At 63.0% G+C, this 18,357-nt stretch carries 15 protein-coding genes; 2 read left to right on the top strand and 13 right to left on the bottom strand.

The annotated features are described in order from the left end of the window. Positions 1–39: 39 nt before the first annotated feature. On the bottom strand, positions 40–1,653 hold the full coding sequence (locus AC0NIH_RS15715) for an extracellular solute-binding protein (RefSeq protein ID WP_473465309.1): 1,614 nt from the start codon (positions 1,651–1,653) through the stop codon (positions 40–42). Positions 1,654–2,010: 357 nt separating this feature from the next. Here AC0NIH_RS15715 and AC0NIH_RS15710 point away from each other — a divergent pair, with 357 nt between their 5' ends. Continuing rightward, a complete protein-coding gene (locus AC0NIH_RS15710; protein ID WP_023779803.1) occupies positions 2,011–3,039 on the top strand; it encodes a LacI family DNA-binding transcriptional regulator in 1,029 nt (342 codons plus the stop codon). A 1-nt stretch (position 3,040) separates the two neighbouring features. Here the strand turns inward: AC0NIH_RS15710 and AC0NIH_RS15705 are convergent, their stop codons facing one another. The 12 genes from AC0NIH_RS15705 to AC0NIH_RS15650 form a co-directional block, all read right to left on the bottom strand. Further along, positions 3,041–3,484, bottom strand: a complete 444-nt coding sequence (locus AC0NIH_RS15705; protein WP_473465312.1) for an aconitase X swivel domain-containing protein — start codon at positions 3,482–3,484, stop codon at positions 3,041–3,043. Next, entirely contained in the window at positions 3,481–4,731 is a 1,251-nt protein-coding gene (locus AC0NIH_RS15700) for an aconitase X (RefSeq protein ID WP_473465314.1), read from the bottom strand. The genes AC0NIH_RS15705 and AC0NIH_RS15700 overlap by 4 nt, the downstream gene beginning before the upstream one ends. Positions 4,732–4,968: 237 nt before the next feature. Beyond that, the gene (locus AC0NIH_RS15695) at positions 4,969–6,033 is read right to left on the bottom strand and encodes an ABC transporter ATP-binding protein (RefSeq protein ID WP_473465317.1); all 1,065 of its coding nucleotides are present in this window, start codon (positions 6,031–6,033) and stop codon (positions 4,969–4,971) included. Next, a complete protein-coding gene (locus AC0NIH_RS15690) occupies positions 6,033–6,821 on the bottom strand; it encodes an ABC transporter permease (protein WP_023768311.1) in 789 nt (262 codons plus the stop codon). The genes AC0NIH_RS15695 and AC0NIH_RS15690 overlap by 1 nt, the downstream gene beginning before the upstream one ends. Then, a complete protein-coding gene (locus AC0NIH_RS15685; protein WP_473465319.1) occupies positions 6,821–7,684 on the bottom strand; it encodes an ABC transporter permease in 864 nt (287 codons plus the stop codon). Before AC0NIH_RS15685 ends, AC0NIH_RS15690 begins: the two co-directional genes overlap by 1 nt. 68 nt (positions 7,685–7,752) lie before the next feature. Further along, a complete protein-coding gene (locus AC0NIH_RS15680) occupies positions 7,753–8,808 on the bottom strand; it encodes an ABC transporter substrate-binding protein (protein WP_473465322.1) in 1,056 nt (351 codons plus the stop codon). Positions 8,809–8,848: 40 nt separating this feature from the next. Continuing rightward, complete coding sequence (locus AC0NIH_RS15675; protein WP_473465325.1) at positions 8,849–9,817, bottom strand: PfkB family carbohydrate kinase; 969 nt, start codon at positions 9,815–9,817, stop codon at positions 8,849–8,851. Next, positions 9,814–10,863, bottom strand: a complete 1,050-nt coding sequence (locus tag AC0NIH_RS15670) for an ADP-ribosylglycohydrolase family protein (protein WP_287277630.1) — start codon at positions 10,861–10,863, stop codon at positions 9,814–9,816. Before AC0NIH_RS15670 ends, AC0NIH_RS15675 begins: the two co-directional genes overlap by 4 nt. A gap of 3 nt (positions 10,864–10,866) precedes the next feature. Continuing rightward, positions 10,867–11,592 carry a GntR family transcriptional regulator gene (locus tag AC0NIH_RS15665; protein ID WP_023768316.1) on the bottom strand — a complete coding sequence of 242 codons (726 nt, stop codon included), beginning with the start codon at positions 11,590–11,592 and terminating at the stop codon, positions 10,867–10,869. 348 nt (positions 11,593–11,940) lie between these two features. Next, positions 11,941–12,105 (bottom strand): DUF3309 family protein, encoded by a 165-nt coding sequence (locus AC0NIH_RS15660; protein WP_023768317.1) that lies wholly within the window; start codon positions 12,103–12,105, stop codon positions 11,941–11,943. Positions 12,106–12,336: 231 nt separating this feature from the next. Continuing rightward, entirely contained in the window at positions 12,337–12,855 is a 519-nt protein-coding gene (locus tag AC0NIH_RS15655) for a hypothetical protein (RefSeq protein WP_031258464.1), read from the bottom strand. 450 nt (positions 12,856–13,305) lie between these two features. Continuing rightward, positions 13,306–14,031 carry a methyltransferase family protein gene (locus AC0NIH_RS15650; protein ID WP_473465328.1) on the bottom strand — a complete coding sequence of 242 codons (726 nt, stop codon included), beginning with the start codon at positions 14,029–14,031 and terminating at the stop codon, positions 13,306–13,308. 194 nt (positions 14,032–14,225) lie between these two features. Here AC0NIH_RS15650 and AC0NIH_RS15645 point away from each other — a divergent pair, with 194 nt between their 5' ends. Next, on the top strand, positions 14,226–18,344 hold the full coding sequence (locus AC0NIH_RS15645; RefSeq protein WP_473465331.1) for a tetratricopeptide repeat protein: 4,119 nt from the start codon (positions 14,226–14,228) through the stop codon (positions 18,342–18,344). Positions 18,345–18,357: the final 13 nt, after the last annotated feature.

Here is an 18,357-nt window from a genome sequence, read left to right as displayed (position 1 = left end):
CTTTCGCCCTTCCCCTCCGGTCTGATCCAGGGAGACGGATCAGCTGATCGGATCGAGAACGGTAGGCCAGGCCTCCTTGTTGGTTCTGATGGCTTCGAGAAGTTTGTCCTCGCCGATGCGCCGGGCGATCTTCTTCCACTCGGCTTCGGTATCGGCCATCGCCTGCTCTGCGGTCTTGGCCTTGGTCAGCGAGGCCATGAGGTTTTCGTCCAGTGCGTTGTGGAAGGCGGTGGCGCCGGGATAGTTGATGGTCGGCACCGTGCGGGCGACCGTCTCGCGCACCACATCCATGTGGTAGGCGTGATAGGTCTGGCGCACCAGCGGATCGGAGAAATCCGAAAGCCGGAATGGATCGAGATAGCCGCCGGGGTTGGCGCTCATCCAGGCGTAGATGCGGGCCGAGCCCAGCCATTGCAGCAGGAGATAGGCGACTTCCTGGTTCTTCGACTGCGACGAGACCATGCCGGTCAGCGAGAACCACAGCACGGAGCGGCTGATCAGCTTGCCGTCGATCTCGCGGCCGGGCGGCAGCATCGAGCCGATCTTGCCGGTGACGGCCGAATCCTTGTTGCCGGCATTGTCGAGGAATTTCGGCAGGTTGGAGAAGGCGCAGGTCATCGCCGCGCCGCCCTTGGCGAAATTGCCATACTGCTCCGGCCAGCCCCACGAGATCGCATCCGGCGAGTGATGGGCGAGCGATTCGACATATTCGTTGGTGGCGGCGATGCCATGCTCGGAATTGATCAGCGGCTTGCCGTCGTCGCCGAACAGGAACTGGTTGGGCGAGGCCATCGAGACATAGCGCTGGTACCAGTTGGTGTAGCCCCAGCCCTGGTTGCGCAGGTCGGTCGAGCCGAACAGGCCCTTGTCCGGACGCTGGAAGAAGGCGGCGATATCGCCGTGCTGCTTCCAGGTTTTCGGCGGCGCCAGATCGTAGCCGTATTTGTCCTTGAACGCCTTCTGCTCTGCGGCGTCGCCGAACAGGTCGGTGCGATAGACCCAGGTCTGGAAGTCGCCGTCCAGCGACACGCCATAGTTCGAGCCACGGTATTTGTTGAGCAGCGACACACCCTTGGCGCCATCGACATAGCCGGTCTTGGGGTCGTCCCATTCGGGCTTGTACTGGGCGACGAAGTCGTCGAGCTTGGCGATGCCGCCGGTCTCGGCGAGATCGCCGAGGCGGTTCCATTCGGTGGAATAGATGTCATAGGCCCCACCCTTGGTGGAGATGTCCTGCATCGTCTTGGTGAATTCCTGGCCGTTCGGCAGGCCGACGATCTCGATCGGAATGCCGGTTTCCTTTTCCCACAGCTCCTTGATCGACGGCGCGCCGGCCGGGAAAGGCTGCGTAAGCTGGCCGATGGAGCCGTCCGACAGGCCGAGCACGATCTTGGCCGGCGCCTTGCCGGCGCCCTTCAGCGCCTTGGCCGCCTCGATGGCACGGCCTTCCGGCGTGTCGGCGCCATACTGGTAGCGCTCGGCGCCCTCGAAACCGGTCGGGCCGCCGATCATGCCCGGTGCCAGCGCGTCCGCCGCATAGGCACGGCCGGGGCGGATGAATTGGGGTGCGATACCTGCCGCGGCTACGAACACCGCCGCCTTTCCTCCGGACGCCAGCAATCGGCGTCGCGACATGCGGATCAGATCAGACATTGGAATTCCTCCCTCGGGCCCAATGTTTCCTCCACGAGCCCATGAGGGATATTGACGGCAGGATCGGAAGGCTGTCAACATCATAAATAATCAAAATACCTCACAACATCGCAATGGGGCGAGGAAATGCGTCACACGAAGGTCCTTACAACGCTCTCCATGCCTCGATTTGATGGGAAATATATCTTCCCGCCCCGGTATGGCCGTGCCGGGCGACTTGATTTAGCGCGACGACTTGCGCATCGGCCAAGGCCGGATACATCATTTCCCATCAGAATCGCGGATAGCGAGGAGCCGTTGCCATCAGGCCGGCCGCGGACAATGCGTGATCCTGATGCGTCGAGGAGATGAAAGACGGTGCGTTCCACCCTGACTGACATAGCCCGGGAAGCCGGCGTCTCCGCGGCCACCGTCGACCGCGTGCTCAACAATCGGCCCGGCGTGCGGGCGCGCACCCGCGAAATCGTGCTCGAAATGGCGCAACGCCTAGGCTACATCGCCGAAGGCCCAAACGGGGCAGCGCCACGCCCCTCGCCGGGCGAGATCATCCGGCTCGACTTCGCGCTGCCGGCCGGCACCAATTCCTTCATCAAGATGCTGCACCGCCACATCGAGGCGCAGGCCCTGGCGCGACCCGATCTCGACGTCCACATCGCCACCATAGAGGGCTTCAATCCCGATCGGCTCGCCCGTCTGCTGCAGGATCTGCGCGGACAGACGCAAGGCGTCGGCGTCATCGCGCTCGACCATCCGACGGTGCGCGAGGCGATCCGCTCGCTGTCGGCCAACGACGTCAAGGTGGTGACCATCGCCTCCGACATCCTGCATGTGCCAAGGGTCGCCTATATCGGCATCGACAACCGAGCCGCCGGCCGGCTGGCCGGCTATCTGCTCAACCGCTTCATGGGGTCGGAACGTCCCGGCAAGGTGGCACTGTTCGCCGGCTCGCTCTCCTATCGCGGCCATGAGGAACGCGAGATGGGATTCCGGCACATATTGACCGAGGAGTCTCCCAATCTCGAGATCGTCGAAATGCGTGAAATGCTGGACGATCGCGAAAAGGCCTATTCGGAAGCATCAGCGCTTCTGGAACGGCACCCCGACCTTGCCGCGATCTACAATGTCGGCGCCGGCAACACCGGCATCGCGCGCGCGCTCAAGGAGCGCGGCCGCGCGCAATCCATGGTCTTCCTTGGCCATGAGGTGACGGACGGCACCAAGGAGCTGCTGCTCGACGGCACGCTCGACGCGGTCATCGACCAAAACCCGCGCGTCGAGGCCCGCGAGGCGCTCAACACCTTGACCCATGCGGTCCGGGGACTGGCCTACGAATTGCACCAGCCGAGGCTGCAGGTGATCTTCAAGGAAAACATCCCGGAGATTTGAGCTAGCTTTCCGTCTTAATCCCTATGATCGCCCGGCCGTCCGCGCCAGCGCCGATCACTATCCTGTCGCCGGCGACGATGCCGTCAATGTCACACACCACCAACGGCATGTGTATCCCATAGAGAAACTCGGCGACGATGGCGCCCACCGCCAGGATCGGGTCCGGCCGCTCCAGAAGAATGCCGGCCGGCGCCGTGCCCTTGCGGATCGCCTCGGCCAGCACCGAGGACGAGGACGACGAGCCGCGCCCGCTCGGCATGACCAGGATCTTGCCGGCGACATTCTGGCCGAGCCCCGGATGCGAATGGTCTGTTATGTCGCCGGTCTCCGCATCGATCCCGCCCCAGAAACTGAGCGGCTGCGAAAACACCAGCGCCCGACCTTCGGCCCCACCGGCCAGCTGAAAGATGCCTGCTCTTTCAAACGCTTCCACCGGTTGTGTCATGTGCTGCTCCGCACGACATGGCCGACCGCGGCGGAACGGATGCAATCCTTCATGTCGGCGAAGGCGACGGTCACGCCGATATTGCCCGGCGCGTAATGCGCCCATTTGCCGGAATTGGTCATCACCACGCCGTCGAGCCGTTCCATGATCGAGGTGACATAGGTGCAGGTGTCGGCAACCGGAACCAGGCCGAACGCCTCCATCCCAGCCAAGGCTCCCTCTTCCTGCAATCGTGTCAGTGTCGCGCGGCCTGTGTTGACATAGATCGGGATGCCCCGGCTAGGCGCTGCCTCACGCAGCAGCGGCAACAGGCGCATCCATTCCTCATGCGAGAAATGCGGCGTACCCAACGAGACGGCGGCGAGCCGCGAGCCATCCGGCACCGTCGATAGCCTGGCCAGCGTCTGATCGATGTCGGAACGGGTAATGCGGATCGTCTCCTCCGGCGCCTCGCCATGAAACGCCTCGTCGAGCGTTCCGGCTTCCGGCGTGATGCCGACCGCATGGAACAGCGCCACAGCACCCGTCGTTGCCGCCGCAGCACCGAGTGCCTTCAACTGGTCCTCGTCGCGCGGCTGCGGCAGGCCGGCAATCACCGGAATTCGATCGCCGCTGGCTTGTCCGATGATCAGCCCGACGCCGACGAACAGGCTGTCGCTTGGCTCGGGATCAGGAACGTCCAATTCGAACAGGATGCGGCCGCGACGGTTCTCGCTCAGATGCAGGCCCCAGGCCGGCGCGCGCCCGGTCATGGCGCAGCACAGGTCGATGAAATCGCCATAGCGGTTGGTGCGCGCCCCGATCACCGAATTGGCGAAGACGATGGCATTGGATTCGCCCCAGGCGATCTGCTGGCCGAATTCAGGCCGGAACCGGGTCTGGTAGGGCGCGCAGGTGAACGTCGCCTGGCAGCCAAGTTCCATATGCGCCTGCATCAGCCGCCGCGCCGGCACCTCGTCCGCTGCCGGCATCTTCACCATGCCCGGATGGATGAGGTCGAACGAGCCGACATTGAGCGTCGTCGGCACCTTGACGCGACCACCGCCTTCGGCGAGCCGTTCGACGAAATCGAGGCCGGCCTTGCCATGATAGAGGCAGCCATCGATATGGGCGCCTGATATGTCGAGCAGGCTGTGCGCGCCGATGGCTCGGGAGAAGGCGACGAGGATTTTCATCGCGGCGGCCGCAGATGGGCCTTGCCCGCCGTCGAGCATGGATTGGTCGCGCGCGGTTAGTTTCAAAGTCATCGGTACTCCAGCCGCTTGCTCGATCGTATGGCGGGACAGCGCCCCCCTCTGCCCTACCGGGCATCTCCCCCACGAGGGGGGAGATTGGCAGCTTCAGCCTTGGCGCCCTTTTTGCATTGTCTGAGATTTGCGAAACCGGCGATGACAGTCAATCTCCCCCCTCGTGGGGGAGATGTCCGGCAGGACAGAGGGGGGCGCCAGGGAACGCGGCATTTCGCAGCTATCGAGCGACCCCACCTACCCCGCCGCGATCAACACCGTACTCTCCGGCGACCAGCGCAGCACCACATCTTGCCCTTCCGCCAACCTGTCCGCGCCGGTGTTCTGCACGATAACTTTCAACGTCTGGCCGGCGCGCTCGACGAAGTAGGTGCAGTTGTTGCCGGCGAAAATACGCTTGGAGACCCGGCCCTTCAGGCTATTGGCATCGCCGTCCGAAATGCCTGCATCCGTGGCAATCCGAATGCGCTCGGGCCGAACGGCGCAGCTGGCCTTGGCGCCGGCTGCAAGCGTCGCGCCCACGCCGGCGGCGATCGCCGTGCCATCCGGCAGCCGGATGCCGTTGCCGGTCGAATCGCCGCGGAAAATGTTGGCGTCGCCGAGGAAGGTGGCGGCGAATTCGCTTTTCGGCCGGTCGTATATCTCCTCTGGCGGCCCTTCCTGCACCAGCCTGCCGTCGCGCAAGATGCCGATCCGGTCGCTCATCGTCAGCGCTTCTTCCTGGTCGTGGGTGACGAAGATGGTGGTGATGCCGATCTCGCGCTGGATGCGCTTCAGTTCGATCTGCATGTCGACGCGCAGCGCCTTGTCGAGCGCGCCGAGCGGCTCGTCGAGCAAAAGCACGCGCGGCTTGGTGACGATGGCGCGCGCAAGCGCCACGCGCTGGCGCTGGCCGCCGGAGAGCTGATGCGGCCGGCGGCCGCCAAGCTTGCCCAATTGCACGAGATCGAGCGCGCGCTGCACTTCGGTGGCAATCACAGCCTTGGCCTCGCCGCGCACCGACAGGCCGAAGGCGACGTTGTCGGCGACGCTCATATTGGGAAACAGCGCGTAGTTCTGGAACACCATGCCGATGCGCCGCTTTTCGACCGGCACACGCTCGACGCTCTCGCCACCAATGGTGATGCGGCCGGAGTCGGGAAAATCGAAGCCGGCGATCTGGCGCAGCAGCGTGGTCTTGCCGCTGCCCGACGGCCCGAGCAACGCATAGAAACCGCCATCGGCGAAATCGATGGAGACATCGTCCAGCGCCTTGTGCGCGCCAAAGCTGCGCGAGATGTTCGATACCTGCACGCCGGCCATTATTTCTCTCCGCCGAATTTGAAGAAGCGCGCCGTCAGCAACATCAGCGCCATCGACACGACGATGATGATCGTCGAGACCGCGTTGATCTCGGGGGTAAAACCCTTGCGGATTGCGGCGTAGATTTCGACCGGCAGCGTCGTCTGGCCAGGCGTCGCCAGAAAATAGGAGACGACGAACTGGTCGAACGACACCGCGAAGGCAAACAGCCCGCCGGCGATGACGCCAGGCATGATCCAGGGCAGCGTGACGCGGTTGGTCACCTGCCACTGGTTGGCGCCGAGCGAACGCGCCGCCTCTTCCAGTTCGGGCGCGAAGGTCTGCAGCCGCGCCGATACGACGACGATGACATAGGGCAGCGCCAGCGCGACATGGCCAAGCAGGATGGCGAACAGGCCGCGCCCGATGCCGACGCCGAAGAAGAAGATCAGCATCGCCGTGCCGGTGATCAGCCACGGGATGGCGATCGGCGGAAACAGCAGCGCCTGCAGGAACTTCTTGCCCCGGAATTCATAGCGGTAGTGCGCCAGCGACGCCGCCGATCCCAGCACCACGCTGATGATGGTGGTGATGACGGCGATCTCGAGGCTGTTCCAGGTGGCCGCGATCAATTGGTCGTTCTGCCACAGCGAGGCATACCACTCGGTCGTCCATTCGAAGGGCAACTGGTAGAAGGGCGAGACGTTGAACGACATCAGCGCCATGATGATGATCGGCAAATAGAGGAAGGCGAGCAGCAGCCCGATGTAGAGGCGGCCAAGTCCTTCGAGGATACGGGTGGTCATCATCACGCGGCCCTCCGCAACACCGGAGAGGCAACCGCCAGGATGACCAGCACGACGGCCAGCAGGATGAAGGAGAGTGCCGCGCCCAGCGGCCAGTTGAACACGGCGACGAACTGGTCCTCGATCACCGTGCCGTAAAAGGTTCCAGTACGGCCGCCCAGAATGCGCGGCTCCATGAACGAGCCGACGACCGGCACGAAGATGAGCGCCGCGCCCGCCACCAGTCCCGGCATCGACAGCGGGATGATCACCCGCTTCAGCACCTGCAGCCGTGAGGCGCCGAGCGAGCGCCCAGCCTCGATCAGTGAATCGTCGATCGCCTGCAGGGTGAGATAGCAAGTCAACACCATGTAGGGCACGTAGGAGTGCACCAGCCCGATGATGACGGCTGGATAGGAATACATGAGATCGATGTTGATCTTGAACGGCAGCAGCGCGTTGAGCGCCGTATCGAGAATGCCGCCCTCGCGCAGCACCATCGCCCAGGAGAAGATGCGCACCAGCCCATTCGACCAGAACGGCAGGATGACGAGCAGGAAGATCGCCTCGCGGCTGCGGCCCTTCAGCACCTTGGCCAGCACATAGGCCGCGGGATAGCCGATCACGATGCACCACAGCGTCACCTCGAGGCCGAGGCGCAGCGACGCCAGCAGCAGCGTCAAATAGAGGCTTTGCGAGAAAAAGGCGGCATAGTTGCCAAGGGTGAAGGCCCACGGCTTTCCCGACAGCGGCAGCTCGGTCATGAAGGAGAAGAAGACCATGGCCGAGAGCGGCAGGAAGATCGCCACCGTCAGCCAGAGATAGGCTGGCGCCAGCAGCGGCAACGCCGATTTCAGCCCACTGCGCGACGCAGTCTGCGCTGCCATGAGAACCCTCCTCCCCCAGGATTGAAGGACCAGCCGGCGCGAGCCGCCGGCTGATCCGGGCGTGAGCTTTACTTCACGTCGACCTTGAGCTGCTGCCACAGCGCCAGATAGGCTTCGCGCTGTTTGTCGGTGATCGGCGCCTGGAACTGGATGCGCTTGGCGACCTCGGGATCACCCATCACCTTGCGGTTGAAGGCATCCTCGGGCAGCGCGTCCACCGCCTTGGTGTTGGCCGACACGGGCGCACCGACCTTGGTGACCCATTCGACGTAGAATTTCGGGTCGATCATGTAGTTGATGAAGGCCTCCGCACCCTCGACGTTCTTGGAGCCGACCGGAATGGAGAAGGCATCGAGCCAGGCGACGGCGCCTTCCTGCGGAATGACCAGCGAAACCGGCAGCTTGAAGTGGGTCTTGGCGCGATCGGCCGAGCCGCTCCAATAGGTGCCGATGTCGATCTGGTTGGAGGCGACCATCTGGTTCCAGTCGTTTTCCGAGCTCCAGAAAGTCTTGATCTGCGGCATCAGCGAGGTGAGCTTCGTCTTCACCGCGTCCATGTCCTTGATGTCGTTGATGTTCTGGCCGGTGGCGATGGCGCCGAACTGCACCGCCTCGACGGCGTCGTCGCGGATGACGACGCGGCCCTTGTGCGCGGGATCCCACATTTCGGCGATCGACGTCGGCGGTTTGTCGAAGGACTTCTCGTTGATGGCGAGCGCCGTCAGCCCCCACACCCACGGCACGCCGTAGACCTTGCCGTCATGGTCGAGCATCGGCGAACCCGCCTTGTCCTTGCTGATGTCGGCATAGTTCGGCAGCTTCGAGATATCGATCGGCTGGATCAGCTTTTCCGCCATCGCCTGGTCGTTGAAGGCGGCGTTGATCATGACCACGTCATAGAGGCCCGGATTGGTCCGGATCTTGGTCAGCATTTCCTGTTCGGAATTGAAGAAATCGTTGACGACCTTGTTGCCGGTCGCCTTTTCGAAGGCCTCGACGGCCCACGGCTCGTCAGCGCCATAGCCCTTCCAGTTGAGCACATGCACTTCGGCGGCACTGGCGGCCAGCCCTGAGGTGATGACGGCGGTCGCCGCCAGGAAAGCAGTCAGTCTGGGCATGCGCATGTTCGTTCCTCTCATTATTTACCCGCTTGGCGGGTTTTGTTTAGGCCTCTTGCTTCCGGCCAGGCGCGGTCACCGAATAACCGTCACGGCTTAGGAATTCCTGGATCTCGTAATCGTTTGGCGCCGACGAGCCGCCATGGCGGGTAACCGAAATGGCGGCCGCCGCATTAGCGTAGCGCGCTGCCTCAAAGGGGTGCGCGCCGCGCGACAGCGCACTGACGAAAGCACCGATATGGGTGTCGCCGGCGCCGTTGGTGTCGATGGCATCCACTTTGAAGCCGGCAACGGTCCGTGTCGTGCCGTCGGCCAGCCTGATATGGCAGCCCTTGGCCGCGGAACGAATGACGACGCCGCCGGCATGCCGGCAATGGTCGGCAAGAAGCCGCGCCGCGACGGCTTCGACATCGCCCTGGCCGGCGATCTCTACGGCTTCCGTCACGTTGCAGCTCAGCCACGTGGCCCGGGCAAGCACCCGTGCCAGGATGGGCCTCGGAATGTCTGAAATGATCGGCGTCGGGTCAAAGACAAACGAGGTTTGCGCCGGCAACGCCTCGATCCAGTCGGCAAGCGCATCGCGGCTGCCCTTGTAGCTCAGCGTATAGCCTGACGTGAACACCCAGTCCTCAGGCACGACGGCCACGGGCGCCATCATGTCGAGGCTGAGCACGCTCTCGGCACCTGGCCATGACACGAACGTGCGTTCGGCGTCGCTCGAAATCATGGCGACGCAATTGCCGCTGTCCATGACCGGCGATGGCGGTGTCAGCGTCTCGATGCCCTCAGTGGCGAAGGCCGCGCGTAAAAAGTCGCCATTCGGTCCGCTGCCGAGCTGCCCGCCGAACACCACCTTCATGCCTGTGCGGCTGGCCGCGACCATCATGTTGAAACCGCCGCCGGCGACCTGCGCATAGCTCGACGCCGTCTTCTCGGTGCCTGGTGCCGGCAAGGCATCGATACGGTAGACATGATCGACCACCGCGCTGCCGATATGGACCAGACGCCCGCTCATGCCGCGGCGTCCTTGCCGGAGCCAGTCTTCTGCGCACCGCTCCTGGCCACCCTCGCCGCGACGAGATCGGCTGCCAGTGCGCGAACGTCCGCCATGTCGAAGCCCTTGAGATCAGCGACACGCTGCCGTGGCAATCGCGAGAAGCCGGCACAGGCACCCGCCATGCCTGCCGCGATGGCGCCGATCGTGTCGGTATCGCCGCCGAGATTGGCACTGATGACCGCCGCCTGCCAGGGATCACCGCCCGCGACTTCCAGAACAGCGAAGGCTGCCGGAACCGATTCCTGGCTGGCGACGCCGGTGCCGACCAGATCGATGATCAGCCGGATCGCATCTCTTTTCGCCTTGCCGCGCACGATATCCTGCGCCCAGACGATGCGAGCGGCGATGTCGCCACCGGTCACCCAATGGCCGAGCGTCGCCCCTCGCCTCGCCGCCGCGACGGCGCTGTCTGATGCGGCGCGCCAGTCGCCACCGGCGATGCCACGGCTGACGGCCGCCGCAACGGCAGCGGCCGAGGCAATGGCGATCGACGTGTTATGCGTTGCGCGGCAGGTTTCGGCCACCTTGGCGACGAACGCGTCCAGCGGCTCCAGCGGCATCATGATGCCGACCGGGGCGATGCGCATGGCCGCGCCATTGGTGTCGCCGCTGCGCCCGGCCTCCTCCGCCGGCACGCCATTGTTGATGGCGTCGATGGCGCGCTTGGTCGACGGGCCCAAGAGATCGTAGCTGCCGCGCGCCTTGACGTCGCGCTCCCAGTCGAGCAGCGCGTTGACCCAACGCGCGTGGTCGAAGCGCTCGCCCGATTCGACGAGGATGCGGCCGAGCAGCAGCGCCTGTTCGGTATCGTCGGTGATGGTTCCGGCCAGAAGTCCCTTCGACACCGGATGGTCGGCGAAAGGCGCGATGAAATCCTCGACGTGGCCGTGGAGTTCGGCAATCCGGGCCGGCGACAGAAGCTGCGTCGGCATGCCGAGCGCGTCGCCCAGCGCTCCGCCGACAAGCGCGCCCATCGCCCGATCGAGTGTCGTGCTATCCTGCATCGCTCAGAACCTCATATGCAGCGCGAAATGCGCCGGGTTGAGCAGGCTGGTGACATATTCGATCGGCCGGTCATCGGCCGCGCGGGTCAATCGGCGGCCGCGCAGGAAGGGCGTGCCTTGCGGGCAGCCGAGGATGGCGGCGTCGTCGGCATTGAGCATCTCGATGCCCACCCATTCCTCACCATGGTCGGGAATGAGGCCGGCGGCGCGCAGCGTCTGGTGCAGTGAGCCTTCGCGCAGGCCGCGAAGCGGCACGTCTTCCAGCTCGGGCGATAACGGCAGGCGACTGCGCTCGATTGAGATTGCATGGCCGTCGCTGGCATTGGTGCGCACCCGGTCCACGGCAATGAAGAACGGGCTTTCGATCTCCAGCATGGCAGCCAGATCGGCGTCCTCGATAACCTCCAGCCGCAGCGTCCGCGTCTCGGCATTGGCGCCGGCATTGGCCAGCGCCCGCGACCAGCCGATGGCATCGTCGACCGGCTTGCCATCGAAAGTGACGAAGGAGCCGACGCCGACCTTTGTGGTGATCAGCCCGCGGCTGGACAGCTCCTCGAGCCCCTTGCGGACCGTGTTGCGGCTGACGGAGAAGCGCTGGACGAGCTCGTTCTCGCTTTGCAGCCGGTCGCCGAAGCCGAGCACGCCGGAGCGGATTTCATGTTCGAGAACGGTGGCGATCTGCTCGGGCTTGCCCGTGCCGGGAGACAATTGAACCGCGCGCCGCTTCATATGCGTACCTGTCCAGTAAACCTGTGTAGTCCTGTTCAATAACTTGACACGCCAGTTCTGTCAACGATCGACAGGTGAGCGATGGATGGATGGCCCTCATCTCAACCGGACAACCTTGAATCAATTGGCACGATAAAAGAAAGCCCGCTCCGGGATACCGGGGCGGGCCTTGGAGGAGGATGTGGGGTGGGACCCTTTCCTCTTGTTTCCACGGGGGGTGTGGACCGCAATCAAGCTACAAGAATCCGGCGAACCGCGGGATCACAAGCTGGCCTGCTTCCATCACATTCCGGTGCACGCCAGCACGGGCTTGCTCACGAGATTGCGAACCCTGCGGCCGAGAACCGGCTAAATGCGCCCGAGCACGACAAGGATGATCACGATGAGCAACACAAGTCCGAGACCACCACCACCGTAATAACCGGTTCCGTAGAATGGGCCACCGCCCAGACCGCTGAAGCCGCCGAGCAACGCGAGAATTAGAATAATGATAAGTATCGTTCCGAGACCCATGGCCTTCCCTGCTCCTGATTGCGCTTTCTGCGTCGGTTCAACATCGCGCCATTCGGATGCTGCAAGGTATGAACGTTTTAGCGGCTCTGGCGTTCCGCCGGAGCCTTCGCGGCCGCGGCGCACTCAGCCCATTAGACAGAAAGCCCGTCTCAGAGGCGGGCTTTCCCGACCGGCCGAGCAAGGAGGGTGCGGTCGGCTGGCTCCGCATTTCCGATCCCGGCGCTCTTGGTCTTAGCGGCGCGCGATCAGCAGGCAGAGTTGACGCAGGTCACGATCGTAAGTGCCTTCGCTGCCGAGCACGTCGACGCACCGCTTCTTCATTCGCATTACCTGGGTGTCGGGCATCTGGGCCACGACGCCCGGCAGGCTCGTACGACTGAGGTTCGAAGGGTTGCTTGGGTTGGACGGATTTGACGGATTGGTGCCGACGCCGATACCCGCCCCCACGTTGGCGCCGATGCCGCTTGTGCCGTCAACATTGGCGCCAAGCCCGGCGGCGACGCCGTTGCTGCCGCCGATGGACGCGCCGAGCCCGGCGCTGACGCCGCTCGATCCGCCGACGGATGCACCAAGTCCGGCGTTGACGCCGCTGGAGCCACCGACAGAAGCACCGACGCCGGCGTTGACACCGCCGTTACCCCCGACCGACGCGCCAACGCCGAGCCCTGCCGCATTTGCCGGCAGGGAAAGAACCAAGACCATTGCACTACCCGCCAACACACTGGCGACTGTCTTGATGGTGGAAGCCATAACATTCTCCTGTTGTCGTTGCGCTAAGGCAGTCGGCTCACGGCCGATTGCAAAATCAACTACGTCGGGAGTGATTTTTCAGTTTCAAAATCGCTATATAAATATATACGGTGGTTTTTATAGAAGAAACGAAATATATTTAATAGTATTAAAATTATAACATAAGTTTATAAAAGAGCAGATAACATTGCGTTATATGTACCGATATTTTCCGGTCATACAGCATTAAGTCGATTTTATGAAGCTGAGATTATACTGAGGTCTACCGATACACGGCACGGGACATCGCTTCAACAGTCGCTCTGGCCGACATCGTCGTTCGAGAACCGAAACATGGTGAGCGCTATGTCCTTAGCGTGGAAAACGCGTTCCCATGGCGGGCAGGGTAAAAGATTCCAAGCGATCTCAACCAGTCCGAACCAGTTGGCCTTCCGCTTGGGGCGGGAACTGTCAGGCGATGCCGTAGAACAGCCTGTAGCGCACGCGGCTCATGTAGTCGCGGTATTCCGGCAACGCCGCCAGCAGGGCCTCTTCACGCAGGATTCGATAAAGCTGAAGGTAGGTTATCACGGCGTAGACGGCGAGATTGTAGAAGGAAAAGGCCGACAGCAGGAACAGGATATGGCCGGCAAGGTAGCCGGCATAGATTGGATGCCGCACCAGGCGGTAGGCACCGCCGGTCATCACGCCGCGATTGCCGGGCAGCAAGGCAAACGAACGCCCCAGCGATGCTTTCCCCCAGATGACAAACGACACCGCCAGTATCTGCAGCGGGGCTGCGACATACACCGGAATGATGGCCGCTCCCGGTTCCAGCGTGATGAAGCCGGCGCCAAAACTGGCAATCATGGTGACAATCACGGTGAGAGGGTTCCAGTCGCGTGTCACCGGGCGCCGCGACAGCATCAGCCATGTGAAGGTGAGCACCTCGGAGATTGCCAGCAACGCAATGTTGAGTCGGGTCGGATCCTCGATGAGATGGGATACGCCGCGGTAGACGAATATGCCAGCAAAGGCCAACGCACACACACGAAAGAAGCCTTCGCGCAGGTCGATCAGGTTTTCGCTCTTTCGTGCCGCGGACAGAATCCCCCTCTCATTGGCGCTCGAAAGGGTTTCACTTTTAGACATGAGCAAGCCAAGCACCCCAATGATCCCTCCGGGTGACCTTTGCACGCAACCATTGCCGGGCCGTTAACCGAGAAGCTCAGATCGGCACTAAATAGGGCTTCCGAAAGGCATGCGAGCCCCAGGAAGTGCCGATCGTCTCAGCCGTATGCAATTTATGCTTGCATTTTTGGAACAAATAAAGAACAATGGGTCGATTGTCATTGAAACGATCAAAGGTTTTCGGGGGGAGGACCGGTGAAATGGTGAGCTGGAAGGCTGCGGGGCTGGTCGCCGCCGCGATCGGATCGCGCTTGCTGGCGAGAGCTTTGCGCCGAGGGTGGCCGGCAGGCCTTGCCGCTTTTCTCGCGCTGAACACGGCCGCGCTCGCCGCCGGCAAGGACTACGCCGTCTGCTTCAGCGACGGCAAGGTCGATGCCGACCAGCTCATTGCCGCCTGCACGCCGATTGCCGAGGACAAGACGGAGCCGTCGCGGAATCGCGTTATCGCCTATTTCAACCGCGGGACTGCCTGGTACAACAAGGGGGAAAACGACCGCGCCATTGCTGACTTCAACGTCACCATCAGTCTCGAGCCGGACTCCAGCGATGCCTACTACAGCCGTGGCCTGGCCTTCTTCCGCAAAGGCAAAACCGACGCGGCCATTATCGATTTCGAACAGGCGATCGCGGCCGATCCGAACTATGGCAAAGCGCATAACAATCTTGGCGTGGTCTGGCAGCAAAAGGGCGACCATGACCGGGCGATCACCGAATATGGCGAGGCGATCCGGAGCGATCCGCGGGATGTCCAGGCGTATGTCAACCGCGGCATAGCCCGCGCTTCCAGGGGCGACTACGACCTTGCCATCGCCGATTTCGACGCGGCCACGGGCTTCGATCCCGAGAGCGTGGACGCCTATACCAATCGCAGTGCCGCCTGGATCGCCAAGGGCGACTGGGCTCGCGCCTTCGCAGACGCCGATCGGGCGGTTGGGCTCGATTCCACCAGCATCGACGGCCACTACAACAGAGCCGTCGCGTTGACCAACAGCGGCGACGACGACCGCGCCATCGCTGATTTCGACAAGGTGATCGCCCTCAAACCGACGGACGCCGACGCCTATTTCGGCCGTTCGCTCACGCGGGCACGTAGCGGCGATACGGTCGGTGCAGTCGCCGATTGCCGAAAGGCCATCGAACTCGATCCGAAGAAGGCAGGTCTTTGTGACACAGGACCGGTCGGCACGAAGGCGCCGGCTGTGTCACAATCGCCCGACCCTGGCGCATTCCCCCTGTACGAACCGCTACAACTGTATCCCAAAGAGGATCACTCCGAACTCGTTGCCTGGAACCTCAAACGGGGGCTGGAGCAGCAGGTGCAAGGCGACGTCGCGGGCGCGATAGACTCATTCAGCTTCGCGATCCAGCTGGATCCTTACAACGCCGAAGCTTTTTACGACCGGGCGTTCGCCGAGGCATCGCAAGGAAACCACGCCATTGCCGCCAGCGACTGTCGGCGCGCCATCGAACTCGACCCGACGCGCGCAGGCTCTTGCAGCCAACGCGCTCCTGGCGAAACAGCTCCGCTGCCTGTCACGGAGACAAGAAACCCGGCAGCCGCAAAAGCCTTGCTTGAACGCGCCGAAACGCGGCTTGCAAAGTATAGTGTCGAAGGCGCACTTCTCGATTTCGACAAGGCGATCAGCCTCGATCCGGAGAACGCTGAAACCTATTTCAGCCGGGCCGCCGCCAGGACACTGAAGGGCGATACGGCCGGTGCGGCGGAGGATTGCCGTCGCGCCGCCGAACTCGATCCAAAATGGGCGGCAGGCTGCAGTGAACGGGTTGCGGGCAACGAGAGCAAGTCGGCTCCGCCGCCGGACACACAACAGCCGAAGCCGCGAGCCGTCCTTCCGAATATTACGGCCACACAAGACACGCTGGCCGCGAGGGCCATGGAGGCGACCGATCCGCAAACCCTGGAAGCGCTCCTTGGCGGCGATGCCTTCCTGGACATGGGCAAGTACGATCAGGCGATCGGCGCCTACAACCAGGTGATCTCGCTCGATCCGAACGACCGGTTTGCCTATTTCGGTCGCGGCAAGGCCTGGGCTGCCAAACGCGCCTACAAGCAGGCGATCGCAGACTACGACAAGGTCATCGAACTCGCCCCCAATTTTGCCGCGGCGCATCTTCGCCGGGGTCTCGCCAAGGTTACGTCAGGCGATGCCGAGGGCGCGCTTGCCGATTGCAGCCGGGCTGCAACACTCGATGCAAAGGCGCGCGACGCATACTTCTGCAAGGGCATGGCATGGCAAGCGAAGGGCGACGCTGCCGGCGCGGTCGCCGCTTATTCGGCGGCGCTCGAGATCGATCCGAAGGATGACGCGAGCTATTACGGGCGCGGCATGGCGAGGGCCGGCAGGAAAGACTATGACGGCGCCATTGCCGATTTCGACAAGGCGATCGAGCTTGATCCAGGCAATCCGGACTATCTCGCCAGCCGCAGGGCAGCGGTGGCGACGAAAGCCGAGCCGCAACCCGGCGCCGAACCTGCGGTCCCGCAGGACGTCGACAATGATAGCCAGCCCGAGGCCAAGCTTTCGACCGCTGAGATGGCGAAGCTCATTCAGGCGACCGACCCGCGCGTTCTGGCCGCGGTACGGCACGGCGACAGCCTGTCGGATGCCGGCAAGTATGACCAGGCAATCAGCGCGTATGGCAAGGCGATCGCGCTCGACCCTGACAGCCCCCTCGCCTATTTCGGCCGCGGCAACGCCTGGAACGACAAGCGCGCCTATGATCGGGCGATTGACGACTATGACCGCGTGATCGAGCTCCTGCCAAATATGGTCTCTGCTTATGTTCGCCGAGGCATGGCCAAGGCCACCACCGAGGATGCCGAAGGTGCCCTCGCCGATTGCGGTCGGGCCGCCGCGTTCGATCCGAAGCTGGTGGATGCCTATTTCTGCATGGGCATGGCATGGCACGTGAAGGGCGATGCCCAGCGAGCGATCACAGCCTATTCGGCGGCGATCGAGATCGATGCCAAGGATGCCCCCAGCTACTACGGGCGCGGCATAGAACGGGCCGATAGCAAGGATTACAGCGGCGCGATTGCCGACTTCGACCAGGCGATAAGACTCTATCCGGGCAATCCGGACTACGCGGTCGTCCGCAAGGCGGCCGTGGCCGCCTTGAAGAAAGGCGGCGCCGCGCCGCTCGCCGTCGGTTCGGATCCCAGGAACCTCCAAGCCTTCATGGATCGTGGCGATGCGTTCTACGATAAGGGCAAATTCGATCGCGCCATCGCCGAATATAGCAAGGCGATTGCGCTCGACCCAAGGAAAGCCTCGGCCTATGTCGGCCGCGGTACGTCGCTTGTCGCGAAAGGCAAATATGACGCAGCCATCACGGACTACGGCAAGGTTATTGAACTCTATCCCGCTTATGTCGACGCTTACATCGGTCGCGCCGTCGCCTGGAGCAAAAAGAACGAACTGGATCGTGCCGTCGCGGACTACAGCCGCGTGATCGAACTCGACCCGCAATATGCTCCGGTTTATTTCGGGCGCGGCAGCATCTGGTTCACCAAAGGCGAGTACGACCAGGCCATTGCCGACTACGACCAGGCGCTGAAGCTCGATCCAAAGCTGGCCCTCGCCCGCAAGGGCCGCCAGATCGCCATGGCGGCGAAAGCGAACGCCTCAAAAATGCCAGGCAAAGCCGTTGGCGAGGCGCCGACCAAGCCAAGCAGCGCTTCGCCAGCCGCGCAGGCGTTCAGCAAGGGCTGGACGCTGCATGAGAAGAACGACTATGACGGCGCCATAGCCCTGTACGGCAAGGCGATTGCATTCTTTCCGGCGTTCCACGACGCCTATCTGGCCCGAGCAATGGCCTGGGAGGCCAAGCGGGACTACGCTCATGCCGTCGCTGACTACAGCCAGGCGATCGCGCTCAATCCGAATCGTGCCGAGACCTACTACGACCGCGGCCAGAATCTCGGTTTCCAGGGAGATTACGACGGTGCGCTTGCGGACTACGACAAGGCCATCAGTCTCAATACCAGGGACGCAAAGGTCTATGCCGATCGGGGCCTCATATGGATGGGCAGACATGAGGACGCCGCAGCGCTGCGCGATTTCGAAAAGGCGCTCGGCCTCGACCGCAAGAACCCCTTCGCCTATTTGGGCCGGGGCGTGATCCGGATCAGCAAGGCGGATTATGACCGGGCCATCGCCGATTTGAGCCAGACGATAAAGCTCAAACCAGATTTCGCCACCGCCTACAAAGTGCGCAGCAAGGCGTGGGACGCCAAGGGCAACCACAAGCGTGCCGAGGCCGACCGCAATAAAGCGTTGAGCCTCGGCGCGAAATAGACAGTTTAGGGAG

The sequence above is a fragment of the Mesorhizobium sp. WSM1386 genome, from assembly GCF_055901595.1.
Note: the sequence above shows the minus strand (reverse complement) of the source record. Positions and strands in the feature narration are given on the sequence as shown.